Source organism: Solibacillus sp. FSL W7-1464 (assembly GCF_038004425.1).
Lineage (GTDB): Bacteria > Bacillota > Bacilli > Bacillales_A > Planococcaceae > Solibacillus.
Genome location: NZ_JBBORC010000001.1, coordinates 836,666 through 848,650 on the forward strand (window position 1 = coordinate 836,666; position 11,985 = coordinate 848,650).

An 11,985-nucleotide genomic window follows, 5' to 3' on the forward strand; every position below is an offset into this window, starting at 1 on the left:
TTAAATTATGAACGCCTATTTTATTGGGTACAAGTAAATAATAAGGAGGAGAAATTTCATGGAAGCAATTTTATTAGAATACGCATGGGTCTTACTTGTATTAGTATTCCTTGAAGGGCTATTAGCTGCAGATAATGCAGTGGTAATGGCAGTAATGGTTAAACATTTACCGAAAGAACAACAGAAAAAGGCATTATTTTACGGATTATTCGGTGCGTTCGTATTCCGTTTCATCGCATTGTTCCTTATTACGTTCTTAGCGAAATACTGGGAAATTCAAGCGCTTGGTGCGGCTTATCTATTATTCATATCCATAAAACATCTATATGATAATCACTTTAAAAAGCAGGATGAGGAATCGGAAATCAAAGAAGGCAAAGGTTCTGGTTTCTGGATGACTGTATTAAAAGTAGAGCTTGCGGACATTGCGTTTGCGATTGACTCAATGCTTGCAGCCGTAGCAATTGCCATGACATTACCGCATATTAGTGATTACCACATTGGCGGGATCAATGCCGGCCCATTTGCTGTTATGTTCCTTGGTGGTTTTATAGGGCTTGTCATTATGCGTTTTGCTGCGCAGATGTTTGTTAAGCTGCTAAACGACTATCCGACATTGGAAACAGCGGCCTTCTTAATTGTAGGCTGGGTAGGTGTGAAATTGGCTGTATTGGCTTTAGGACACGAGAACTTGGCCATTATCGATCCGCACTTCCCGCATTCGACAGTTTGGAAATCCATCTTCTGGGTCGTGCTACTTGGACTTGCTGTTGGCGGCTATTTAGTAAGTGTGTACAAAAACAAAAAAGCAAAAGCAGAAAAATAAATGAATTACAGGCTGGGACATAAGTAGAATGACCGTTAAATAAAAGGAAAACCTTTATTAAGAAACGGATATTTTGCAAAATTGATTGGAATGCAGGGCGACTCCTGCGGGAATAGCGTGACGCCTGAGACTACAGGCTCAGGCCACGCCCGCGGAAAGCGTCCAGGAATGGAAATCAATTTTAACGCTCAGCAAAAAAATGCTATTTTTCCCTCAGAGAAAAATAGCATTTTTGGGTTATGTCCCGGCCTCTTTTCATTTTCAAGGTTATTCATTATACTAGAAAAAATGTAATTAATTATCGGAGGCCATTATATGCCTTTTAAAAAGTTCGAAAGTAGGAAAATTACGCCTTTTCAAATTTTAATCACTTATTATTCTGTTGCCATTTTAATTTCATTTCTATTGCTGCGTCTTCCGGGGGTTCATTTGGAAGGGGTTCACGTATCGCTTCTGGATAGTCTGTTTACGGCTGTTAGTGCGGTTAGTGTAACGGGGTTAACGACCGTCACGGTTGCAGAAACCTACAGTAGCTTTGGGCTGGCAATGATTTTGCTCATATTGCAATTTGGAGCAATCGGAATTATGTCCATCGGAACGTTTTTATGGCTGCTGTTCGGAAAGAAAATCGGCATGCGTGAACGTCAGCTTATCATGATTGACCATAATCAGTATAATTTATCGGGTGTTGTTGCATTAATTCGCCAAATTGCCAAGCTGCTGTTTATGATTGAATTTACCGGTGCTTTTATATTAACCGTTCATTTTAAACGTTATTTTGCGACATGGGAAGAGGCGGCGATCAATGGATTGTTTGCGGCCATTTCATCAACAACAAACGGAGGCTTTGATATTACGGGAATGAGTCTGGAACCATTTCACCACGACTATTTCATCCAATTTGTCTGTATGATTTTAATCTTCCTGGGAGCAATCGGTTTCCCTGTGTTGATTGAAGTAAAGGCCTATTTGACGAAGAAGGATCCGGCGTTTCGCTTTAGCCTATTTACAAAAGTTACGACGTTTACGTATGTTGCTTTATTTATTTTCGGTTCGGTCGTAATTTTTATTATTGAATCCTTCCAGTCATTTAAAGGGATGCGATGGCATGAGGCTGTTTTTTCGGCAATGTTCCAATCGATTTCCACGAGGTCGGCCGGTTTAACAACATATGATGTTACTTCATTTAACGAGGCGACACAGCTCTTTATGAGTGCGCTTATGTTTATCGGGGCATCGCCAAGTTCTGTCGGTGGAGGAATCCGTACAACGACATTTGCGATAGTTATTTTGTTTTTAATCGCATTTTCCCGCGGACAGTCGGAAATTCAGATTTTTAACAGGGAAATCCATGTAATCGATGTATTCCGTTCATTTGCAGTGCTTATTTTTGCGATTATCATGGTGCTCGGCGCTGCAATGATACTATTTATTACGGAATCCCGTGCAACGATGATGGAAGTCATATTTGAAATTACTTCAGCGTTCGGAACTTGCGGGATGTCGCTCGGCATTACAGGGGACTTAACTGCATTCGGAAAAATGGTCATTATGGTACTCATGTTTGTAGGACGTGTGGGGCTCATTTCTTTCCTGTATTCAATCGGCGGTTCTGCCCAGAAGAAGAAGTATCATTATCCGAAAGAACGGATTATAATCGGATAATTAATTTAAATAAACAGGTAATAATTCGTAAAAACGTCCATTTCCTTATAGGGAATGGGCGTTCTTTAATTCAGCGCAGCTATTTTTCATTTATTGTGAGAATCATCAGTCTGTAAATAGTAAATACTCCGATATATGCGCCGGAAATCAAAAAGAGCTCATTTAAAAACAGACCGTGGATTTTCGTCATAAATACAGCATCATCAATAATGATCTGATAAATCGAAGTAGATGCAATACTGCCGAAAATAATGACAAAAATAACAGCGAGTACATTGAAAACAAGAGAGGACTTACTGAATTTCTTACTTAGAAGAACCATAATAAGCGGAACAAAAATACTTGAAATAACTAAAAATATTTTCAAAAATAGCACTCCTTTCTTCTTATTTGAATTATGCCCTCTTTTTTGGGGTATAAAACGAATAGGCTTGCTGCAGCTATGTCTCACCATATCTGCGGAATAGATAATAGCCGAATGGTTAATTTATATAATGGAGGTGATCTTATGGAGAAAAAGAAAGGGAATGACCGACAAAATATGAAAGAAGAGGTTGGACCGGAATTAAATCCGGATGATTTGGATCTTCGTGAAGACAATGATTTAACGGAAGAACAATACAAAAATAGTCCACAGGAAAAGCAAACGGATAATTCTAAATCAAATAAGCAATAAGTTGTCATTTCATAAAAAAAGCGCTGCACACTCCCTATTAAGAGTTTGCAGCGCTTTTTGAGTTAATTGAAAGTGCTGAAGTATGGCTGTTGTCCATTGCGGAAGTATGTGAATAAATAGCCGGTTTTCTTTTGTGGTGCACCGATTTCGTAATTTTGTAAATCGATATGGAATGGAATAATTAATGAATGCTTGAATAATTCGCGTTCAGTAATCTGCATTGCTTCAAATTCCTCACCTGCAAGAGAAGGATTTTCTTTAATTCGTGCATAGACATCTTTCATTTCAACATCAGAAAGACGATCGTCCCACCAAAGTTTACGCGGCTGGAACTGCTGACCTTGCAAGAAATCGTATTTCATCAAGCTTGTAATTACCTCTAAATCGGCATGCTCGACTGTTTGTAGGAACTCAAGTAAACGGCGGAATAAATCTTCAAGCTGATGTCCGATACGTGACCAGCCTTTTGTTTCCCAATATGTGCCGAAGCTTTGGAAGAAATCGAATGGGGTTTCAAATACTTTTGTTACTAAATATTCAATGGTATTGTCCATACGGTGTGCATTCCAATACTTTTCCAGCACGTCTTCCGCATGTTTAATCCGGACAATATCATCGAAAGTTAATACATTATTTGAGAAAATTTCATATGGAGAAATATCAACATATGTGTAGCCGTACTTTTCCGCTTCCAATCGCAGGCCTGTCCCGCGAAGCAGTTTCAGGAAGCCAAGCTGCAGTTCCTCGGGGCGCATTGCAAATACATCATTAAATGTTTTGCGGAAAGACGAATAATCCTCTTCTGGCAAGCCGGCAATTAAATCAAGGTGCTGATCGATTTTGCCGCCTTCTTTTACCATTGTGACAGTACGCGTAAGCTTTTCAAAGTTTTGACGACGTTTGACAAGGTCGTTCGTTAAGTCATTTGTTGACTGGACACCAATCTCGAAACGGAACAGCCCTTTCGGTGCATGATCATTTAAGAATTGGATGACTTCAGGACGCATTATATCCGCTGTAATTTCGAACTGGAATACGACACCTGGCTGATGTTCATCAATTAAAAACTGGAACATTTCCATCGCATAGCTGCGGCTGATATTGAAGGTACGGTCTACGAATTTAATCGTTTTTGCACCGTTATTCATTAAGTAGCGAATATCTTCTTTAATCTTTTCACGATTGAAATAACGTACTCCGACTTCTATTGACGATAAGCAGAATTGGCAGCTGAATGGACATCCACGGCTCGTTTCAATATATTGGATCCTTTTGCCAAGGTGAGGTAAATCTTCTTCAAACCGGAAAGGGGTAGCAATTTCACGCAAATCTATTTTGGGTGGCTGTGCATGGATTTTTAATTTTCCTTCTTCTAGATAGCAAATACCAGGCACTTTTTCAAGTGGTATCTCACCATTGAAGTGGCGGAGCATTTCTTTAAATGAAACTTCGCCTTCACCCATGATAATGAAGTCAATTTCTTCATGTTTACGGATCCACTCATGGACATCATAGGAAACTTCAGGTCCGCCTAATACGATCTTGACATTGGGCAATACCGTTTTTAACATACGCATTACCGCAATCGTCTCATTAATATTCCAAATATAACAGCTGAATCCGACAACATCCGGTTTCTTTTGAAAAAGATCGGAAACGATGTTGAAAGCCGGGTCTTTAATTGTATATTCAGCAAGCTCACAGTCGAATTCAGGCAGTGCCGCTGCTTTTAAATAGCGAATCGCTAAATTAGTATGAATATATTTTGCATTGAGTGTACTTAATATAATTTTCATAATTTTATTCTCCTCTTCATAAAGTCTATTGTAGCAGTGTAAACAGATACAAACAATATGGGAGTATGTACCCATTTTATTCCAAATAGTAATATGAAATAATATACGGTAAGTATACAATTCTGAAAATTCTATAATATCTAAAATTGGGGGGTAATATGTGTAGTGGAAGGTCAATTGAATAGTATGTTAGAAGAGCTTTTTCAGCAATCCAATGAACAAATCATTATATTGAACCGCCAAGGTAAAATTGAATTTATGAATAGTAAGGCGCACGAAATATTGCAATCCGTTCATTTACCAACATGCTTTTGGGAAAGTGCGGATAAACTTAGTGGTGAATGGGAGCGATTTATTAGTTCTGTAAAGGAAAATTCTACATCTACTGCTACGTTTACATTAATAAACAAATATCATCAGAAAATACCTGTTCAAGTATGGGGTCATTTTCTAGAACATAAACAACTGATTTTCACGAGAATACAAGTAAACCCATCCAATGTTATTTCATTTGAAGAAAAAAGTAAAACACTTATGTTTCAGAATTTAATTGATGGAATGGCACAAGGTGTAATATTAACAATGTTGAATGGAAAAATCATATCTGGTAATGCAATGGCATTACATTTACTTGATCGAAAGGCTGCTCAAATAGAAAATAGAAGCTATGACTATTTATTTGAAGATTGCCAATATGATTCCCAAGTCATTACTCAATACTATAAAAAGATTTCAAACCGGGAAATGGCCAGCATCTTTGTTATGAGAAAAACTGAAGATGGAAATACGGTTTATTTAAATTTTATTAGTAAAGTAGATGAAAATTTAGGAATACTAGTAACAACGATTATTGATCAAACGGAAGAGATGATGCTGTTGAAAAGGATTGAACATCAGCAATCTTTATCGTTTATCGGTCAAAATATTGCATCGATTGCCCATGAAATACGGAACCCTATGACATCGATTCAAGGGTTTATTCAAATGATTAAAAGCAGTCTAAATGAGCAGGAACATCCTTATTTCAAAATTCTGGAATCTGAATTGAAGCGTATGGATGATTTGCTTGGAGATCTGCTGAACATTTCAAAACCGAAGCAACAAGTATTTCAGATGCTCGATCTGAAGGAAGTTGTAGACCAGGCAATTCAGCGTATGCAGCCAATGGCAATGAAAACAAATGCCATGATTTTATATGAATATGACGAAAAAGTAGAATACAGAATAAATGGGGACTATAATCGCCTGATGCAAATGATCATCAATTTGCTCAAAAATGCTATCGAAGCCATGGAAATGAATAATTACATCGTCGTACGTTTACTTTACCGCGGCAATAATACGCTCCAGCTTTCAGTTGAGGATAGTGGAAAAGGGATGAATGCGAGCGATATAGAAAATGCGTTAAATCCTTTTTATACGACAAAGGAAACCGGATCTGGACTAGGATTAATGCTTGTACAATCTGTTATTAAGGAACATCATGGGACACTTCACATTGAAAGTGAGCAAGGTGCAGGATCTAAGTTTTTAATTGATTTTGATTTACGAAATGAAATTGAATATTTAAATTCTTCCCCTTCTTTTTCAATGCGAGTTGCAAGGATGGCGGCAATTTCGAAGTGATTTTGACAAAACTTCCAATCCATCGCTATAATATGTACATCTTCAATAAGCAGATTTAGAAAATACGAGCTAAATCTGAGGAATTGAGTGTGAGAGCACTGTATCCATGTAGAACGACTGAGAAATCTCGTGTTGGCCAAGCTTCTTGCAGATGTCACAGATTATTAAATGGAATTTAAAGAGGGAGTTAGCTTAAAAGTGTCACATTGGGACAAAAGCCGGCTGTTTCATTTTATGGGCCTCCTTAAATCCTACGCAATTGCGCACAGCGTAATTGATTATTTAAAATAGAGGATGGTTTTTATGGCTTCAGAGGAAGTAAAGCAATCGTTGAAATTATTTATCGTTTTATCAAGAGCACATAAAGCGATAAGTGAAGCTACAAATCAATTTATACAAACTAATGGTTTGAATCCTACAGAGTTCGCGGTTTTAGAACTTTTATATCATAAAGGTCGCCAGCCCCTGCAGCAAATCGGGAATAAAATTTTATTAGCGAGCGGATCAATTACTTACGTAGTGGATAAGTTGGAAAAGCGGAATTTTTTAGCACGTGTTTCATGCCCGACTGATCGTCGTGTCACGTATGCGGAAATTACCGAACTCGGTTCAGAATTTATGGACAAGCTGTTTCCGGAGCATGAACAGAAGATTCATGAACTTTTAGGGGCATTATCAGTTGAAGAAAAACAGACAGCAATCGATTTATTAAAAAAACTAGGATTATCTATTAAAGATTTATCCTATTAAAAAAAGGAAAGGACGCCCGGAATTTACGGGCGTCCTTTTTAGTGATTATTGAATTGTTAAACCCATTTGTAAGAAGGCGTCTGTTAAGTCCGCTTGTACATTATCGTAAATTGTTAGCGTAACAAATAGGTTATCGCGTTCAATTACAACCTTAACAACCTTTTCATCCTCTAGTAAAGCTTCATAACCAACAATATTTATAATTTCCTTACGCTCTTCCAAAGTTGATGTTAAATCCAGATCCTTTGTACTTTCCGGAGCAATGACAGAAATTGTTTCTTTTGCTGATTCTTTTAGCTGATCAAAAGTCACATCTTCTTTTTTTACTACTTCAATCTGCATTGATGTTTTTTCATCAGCATTATTTAATAAACTGTCGACTCCTGGTTCTTCAGAAGTAAGTGTATAGTTTTCCAAATGCTGAATTGTGTAATTCATTTCATCACTTGTTGAAGTTACTGCTTTTTCTTCAAACGTCTGGCCATTTGAAATGTATGTTAGTGTATCAGTATCGTCTTTATCTTCCTGTTCAGCTTTTGTTTCTTCAGAAGGCTCAGTAGATTCTTCATTTTGGTCTGTAGAAGAATCATCCGATTCGTTCGTCTCATTTGTCTCGCTTGTCTCTTGCTGTTCTTCGGTTTGCACTTGTTCTGTTTCAGTAGGTTCTTCACTTGCTGCATTTGATGTTGTAGGCTCGTCTGTATCCGTATTACAAGCTGCCAAAAATGCAGATAAAATTACTACGGCCCCGACTTGATAAATTGATTTCTTCATATGGATCCCCCTTTTATTTGTATAGACGGAATTTAGAAAGATAAGTTTCTGCTTTAATTGTATCAGAATAATGGTAAAACTAAAAATAATAGTAAAACAAAGACGATATGGGTAACGATAATTAGCGGTAAACTTTTTTTCCACTCATAGAGCGCTCCCCAAAGGATACCAGCGATAATAGCGGCAAGTGCACCAGGAAGGAACCCGCTAATGGCCAGAGACAGCGAAAATAGCATAGAAGTGATTACGACAGCCCAGAAAGGTGATGTGAATTGTTTCAACTGCTGCTGAACATAGCCTCGCCAAAATATTTCTTCTCCTACGGCAACGATAAAAATGAGCATTAAGTAATGGAAAATATTTTGTGGACCATATATATCCAAAAATTTCGTTATATCCTTTGATGCGCTTTTATCGAGATAAGGCATTAACATATAACCGAGTTTTACAATCCCGTACGTAATCGTCCCGTACCCGATACCGTAGATTAAATATTGCCACGTCGGGATACGGTCTTCAAATTTACCTGCCACTAAGCTGATTGCAATTCCAACCAGTAATGTAAAGGCATATAAATACCAGAAAATCGATTTTTCATAAAATGTAAAAAACATCATGCTGAAAATAAAAACTAATGCCAGAAGGAGTGTAATGATTTGTTTTCTGTTTTTCAATAGCTTAACCTCCCCTTACGTATCGTAACAAAAATTACCCTTTTTATCATCATATCAATGTTAAAAAGGGTAATTTGCATTAAATTATTCGTTATTAGCTAATATTTTATACCGTTTATGATTTACAACTGTCTTTTCTTCCATTTCTAAATCATGAAAATTATCCATAATCGTTATATCTACGATAACGGAATTCTCATTTACTTTTTCGACGACACCTTTTAAGCCGTCTTTAAACTCGATTATATTTCCAACTTCCGCAATTTTCATACACAGTCAGTCCCTTCATCGACTACTAATTAACAGTTTGCTTGAAATTATACTACAAAATTCAATTAGTTTGAATAATTTTATTAATTTACTAGGGTTTATTTGGAATATATTTAATTTTTCATTTCGGTTGAGAGTTTGATATATTGGATTTATACATAAAAAAATGGAAAGAGGGATCCATATGACAGACTATAAAACAATTCTCGATCAATTGCGCAATGGTGAATTACAATCTGTGATTATAAAAAAAGAGGAATTTCTTCAGTTTCGTGAACACCTTATTAAGGATGAACAATTTAAAAACTTCCGTGGCGAGGCAAAACAGGGCGGGGATGTAGTGTATACATTTTCGGAAAATTCAAGAGCGTAATTATTGTCGAATTTTGAATAATGATTATTTTGTAAGAAGATTACAAAATGGGTATAATAATGGTAATTGACTTAAAAAAGGAGGAGACAATTTGGGTAGACCTATCCCGAATGAGGCACTACTATTGGAAATTGAAGAAAAGCGCAAACAAATGATTCAATCAGGTTTAGAAAACGGTTTACGAAGTGATAAAACGCTCCAGCTAAGCGTCCAAGTAGACAATTTAATGAATGCTTTTAATCAGTCCAGAAGTGCACATCTGTTTTATAAACATTAAATTAAAAATAATTATAAATTTTATGTTTAAAACAGTGATGAGAAGGGAAGAGTAATCTTGAACACAGCAACATTCTCATTTCCCCCTTTAGAGTAGAAGCGGACCAACGCTACTGCTCTCTTTTTTTATATATGCACGAAATTTTAATTTATTCCTTCATTTTCTTTAAATCCTACTAACAAAATTCAGATGCTTAAGAGGGTTGACCTTATATGGAAAACAACCTGCTTCATCAAGAAGGATAAATTTTATATTGAATTATTAAAATACACTGACATTGAAGTTCTCCCTGATTTTGTTAAAATAAAAGAAAATACTAAAGGGGCATACATATGGAATCAAAAAAAATAGGGTTTATCGGTACTGGCGTAATGGGGGCAAGCATTGTCATGCATTTGCTGAACGCGGGACATGAAGTAACAATTTATACAAGAACAAAAAGCAAAGCTGCAGAACTTCTTGCTGCAGGCGCAAAATGGGCGGAAACACCAGCAGAAGCAAGTAAAGCGCAGGAGATTATCTTTACGATGGTTGGTTATCCAAAAGATGTAGAAGAAGTATACATTGGGGAGAACGGTATTTACTCTGCAGCGAAAAAAGGTGCGATTGTCATCGATATGACGACTTCCGAACCGACGCTTGCAAAAAAACTTTATCACGAAGCAACAGAACGTGGATTGCATAGCCTTGACGCACCGGTATCAGGAGGAGACATCGGTGCAAAAAATGGTACATTATCTCTTATGGTTGGTGGCGACAAAGATGTATTTGAAAAACTGCAGCCGATTTTCGAACTGTTTGGACAAAATATTGTTTACCAAGGTGTTGCGGGCAGCGGGCAACATACGAAAATGTGCAATCAGATTGCAATCGCATCCGGCATGATTGGTGTGTGCGAATCTATGGCTTATGGGTTAAAAGCAGGGCTGACAATGGATGAAGTACTTCGTTCGATTACAGCAGGGGCAGCAGGTTCCTGGTCGCTATCCAATCTAGCTCCGCGTATGTTGAAGGGGAACCTGGAGCCGGGCTTTTACATTAAACATATTATTAAAGATATGAAGATTGCGCTTGATGAAGCGGAGCGCATGAATCTCCAATTACCAGGCTTAACTTTAGCGAAATCTATGTACGAACAGTTACTTGAAGAAGGCTATGGAGACAATGGTACACAAGCATTAATCAAGTATTACGGGTGAGTACAAAGGGCATAATAATAGATAGTAGTTAAATAGTTCTTATGATACAATAGGGGTATTGTAAGCGTGGCAGTTTGGAAGGAGAGACTTGTAGTGGAGCATAAGAAAGGGATTTTACTAGAAAGTGGAACAAATGAGCTTGAAATTGTTGAATTTGAAGTGGCTAATAATAAGTTTGGTATAAATGTAATTAAGGTAAAAGAAATTATACAGCCAATACCCGTGACATTTATTCCACATGTACATCCGCATGTTGAAGGCATAATTCAACTACGCGGAGAAGTATTGCCGGTTGTAGATATGTTAAAAGTATTAGGGATACCTACAGAAAACCGAAATCCACAGCAAAAATATATTGTGGCTGAATTTAATAAGCAACGTGTGGTATTCCATGTGGATAATGTTACACAAATTCACCGTATTTCCTGGGATCAGATTGAAAAACCTTCAGATATGTATCAAGGTGGAACATCTCAGGTAATTGGCGTAATCAAGGCTCGCGATGAAATGATCCTACTACTGGACTTTGAACGAATCATGGTTGACATTAACCCTGAATCCAGCATAAGCGTAGATGCTGTCAAGAAACTTGGTAAGCGAGAACGTACTGAAAAGAAAGTTATTATTGCGGAAGATTCACCATTATTGCGTAAACTATTATTTGATACAATGAATGAAGCAGGCTACGTGAATACGGAGTTCTTCGAAAACGGTCGTGATGCATACGAGTATTTGGAAGCGTTGGCGAAGGCGGATAAACAAATTGAAAATCATGTTCAGCTAGTGATTACAGATATTGAAATGCCCCAAATGGATGGACATCACTTAACTAAAAAAATTAAATCACATGCAGATCTTAAAAAGCTTCCGGTCATTATCTTCTCAAGTCTGATTACCGATGATTTACGTCATAAAGGTGAACAGGTAGGAGCGGAAGAGCAAATATCAAAACCAGAAATTGCAGAATTAATTTTACGTATGGATAAGTTGATTCTCTAAAAAATTTATTTAATAATTGATGCATTGTTTTAAAGTGTATAGAATAATGAGAAAGCCGGATACTTGAAAAAGTTATTCCG

General features: G+C 37.1%; 14 protein-coding genes. 9 read left to right on the top strand and 5 right to left on the bottom strand.

The window, feature by feature from the left end; genetic code table 11:
• Positions 1 to 58 precede the first annotated feature (58 nt).
• Positions 59 to 826 (top strand): TerC family protein, encoded by a 768-nt coding sequence (locus MKZ25_RS03925; protein WP_340800238.1) that lies wholly within the window; start codon positions 59 to 61, stop codon positions 824 to 826.
• Positions 827 to 1,141: 315 nt separating this feature from the next.
• Positions 1,142 to 2,491: a TrkH family potassium uptake protein gene (locus MKZ25_RS03930; RefSeq protein ID WP_340800239.1), complete on the top strand. Its 1,350-nt coding sequence runs from the start codon at positions 1,142 to 1,144 to the stop codon at positions 2,489 to 2,491.
• 79 nt (positions 2,492 to 2,570) lie between these two features.
• On the opposite strand, the gene MKZ25_RS03935 is transcribed toward MKZ25_RS03930, so the two are convergent.
• Positions 2,571 to 2,858: a transposase gene (locus tag MKZ25_RS03935; RefSeq protein WP_340800240.1), complete on the bottom strand. Its 288-nt coding sequence runs from the start codon at positions 2,856 to 2,858 to the stop codon at positions 2,571 to 2,573.
• Positions 2,859 to 2,999: 141 nt separating this feature from the next.
• On the opposite strand from MKZ25_RS03935, the gene MKZ25_RS03940 reads away from it, so the two are divergent.
• Positions 3,000 to 3,167: a hypothetical protein gene (locus tag MKZ25_RS03940; protein WP_340800241.1), complete on the top strand. Its 168-nt coding sequence runs from the start codon at positions 3,000 to 3,002 to the stop codon at positions 3,165 to 3,167.
• Positions 3,168 to 3,229: 62 nt separating this feature from the next.
• On the opposite strand, the gene MKZ25_RS03945 is transcribed toward MKZ25_RS03940, so the two are convergent.
• Positions 3,230 to 4,963: a B12-binding domain-containing radical SAM protein gene (locus tag MKZ25_RS03945; RefSeq protein WP_340800242.1), complete on the bottom strand. Its 1,734-nt coding sequence runs from the start codon at positions 4,961 to 4,963 to the stop codon at positions 3,230 to 3,232.
• A gap of 165 nt (positions 4,964 to 5,128) precedes the next feature.
• On the opposite strand from MKZ25_RS03945, the gene MKZ25_RS03950 reads away from it, so the two are divergent.
• Positions 5,129 to 6,589, top strand: a complete 1,461-nt coding sequence (locus tag MKZ25_RS03950) for an ATP-binding protein (protein ID WP_340800243.1) — start codon at positions 5,129 to 5,131, stop codon at positions 6,587 to 6,589.
• Between the two features lie 303 nt (positions 6,590 to 6,892).
• Positions 6,893 to 7,339, top strand: coding sequence for a MarR family winged helix-turn-helix transcriptional regulator (locus MKZ25_RS03955; RefSeq protein WP_340800244.1), 447 nt, complete (start codon positions 6,893 to 6,895; stop codon positions 7,337 to 7,339).
• Between the two features lie 45 nt (positions 7,340 to 7,384).
• On the opposite strand, the gene MKZ25_RS03960 is transcribed toward MKZ25_RS03955, so the two are convergent.
• The 3 genes from MKZ25_RS03960 to MKZ25_RS03970 form a co-directional block, all read right to left on the bottom strand.
• On the bottom strand, positions 7,385 to 8,113 hold the full coding sequence (locus MKZ25_RS03960; protein ID WP_340800245.1) for a chemotaxis protein: 729 nt from the start codon (positions 8,111 to 8,113) through the stop codon (positions 7,385 to 7,387).
• A gap of 62 nt (positions 8,114 to 8,175) precedes the next feature.
• Entirely contained in the window at positions 8,176 to 8,787 is a 612-nt protein-coding gene (locus MKZ25_RS03965) for a CPBP family intramembrane glutamic endopeptidase (RefSeq protein ID WP_340800246.1), read from the bottom strand.
• A gap of 84 nt (positions 8,788 to 8,871) precedes the next feature.
• Positions 8,872 to 9,057: a YkvS family protein gene (locus tag MKZ25_RS03970; protein ID WP_008403508.1), complete on the bottom strand. Its 186-nt coding sequence runs from the start codon at positions 9,055 to 9,057 to the stop codon at positions 8,872 to 8,874.
• Positions 9,058 to 9,241: 184 nt separating this feature from the next.
• Here MKZ25_RS03970 and MKZ25_RS03975 point away from each other — a divergent pair, with 184 nt between their 5' ends.
• From MKZ25_RS03975 to MKZ25_RS03990, 4 genes are all read left to right on the top strand, one after another.
• Positions 9,242 to 9,430, top strand: a complete 189-nt coding sequence (locus MKZ25_RS03975; RefSeq protein ID WP_340800247.1) for a hypothetical protein — start codon at positions 9,242 to 9,244, stop codon at positions 9,428 to 9,430.
• A gap of 91 nt (positions 9,431 to 9,521) precedes the next feature.
• Complete coding sequence (locus MKZ25_RS03980) at positions 9,522 to 9,707, top strand: aspartyl-phosphate phosphatase Spo0E family protein (protein ID WP_340800248.1); 186 nt, start codon at positions 9,522 to 9,524, stop codon at positions 9,705 to 9,707.
• 332 nt (positions 9,708 to 10,039) lie between these two features.
• Positions 10,040 to 10,906 carry an NAD(P)-dependent oxidoreductase gene (locus MKZ25_RS03985; protein ID WP_340800249.1) on the top strand — a complete coding sequence of 289 codons (867 nt, stop codon included), beginning with the start codon at positions 10,040 to 10,042 and terminating at the stop codon, positions 10,904 to 10,906.
• Between the two features lie 93 nt (positions 10,907 to 10,999).
• Positions 11,000 to 11,905, top strand: coding sequence for a chemotaxis protein (locus MKZ25_RS03990; RefSeq protein ID WP_340802971.1), 906 nt, complete (start codon positions 11,000 to 11,002; stop codon positions 11,903 to 11,905).
• Positions 11,906 to 11,985: the final 80 nt, after the last annotated feature.

What these genes read in the sequence shown, in the direction of transcription:
- MKZ25_RS03925 (WP_340800238.1), top strand. Translation starts at nt 59, where the DNA reads ATGGAAGCAATTTTATTAGAATACGCATGGGTCTTACTTGTATTAGTA.
- MKZ25_RS03930 (WP_340800239.1), top strand. Translation starts at nt 1,142, where the DNA reads ATGCCTTTTAAAAAGTTCGAAAGTAGGAAAATTACGCCTTTTCAAATT.
- MKZ25_RS03940 (WP_340800241.1), top strand. Translation starts at nt 3,000, where the DNA reads ATGGAGAAAAAGAAAGGGAATGACCGACAAAATATGAAAGAAGAGGTT.
- MKZ25_RS03945 (WP_340800242.1), bottom strand. Translation starts at nt 4,963, where the DNA reads ATGAAAATTATATTAAGTACACTCAATGCAAAATATATTCATACTAAT.
- MKZ25_RS03955 (WP_340800244.1), top strand. Translation starts at nt 6,893, where the DNA reads ATGGCTTCAGAGGAAGTAAAGCAATCGTTGAAATTATTTATCGTTTTA.
- MKZ25_RS03960 (WP_340800245.1), bottom strand. Translation starts at nt 8,113, where the DNA reads ATGAAGAAATCAATTTATCAAGTCGGGGCCGTAGTAATTTTATCTGCA.
- MKZ25_RS03970 (WP_008403508.1), bottom strand. Translation starts at nt 9,057, where the DNA reads ATGAAAATTGCGGAAGTTGGAAATATAATCGAGTTTAAAGACGGCTTA.
- MKZ25_RS03975 (WP_340800247.1), top strand. Translation starts at nt 9,242, where the DNA reads ATGACAGACTATAAAACAATTCTCGATCAATTGCGCAATGGTGAATTA.
- MKZ25_RS03985 (WP_340800249.1), top strand. Translation starts at nt 10,040, where the DNA reads ATGGAATCAAAAAAAATAGGGTTTATCGGTACTGGCGTAATGGGGGCA.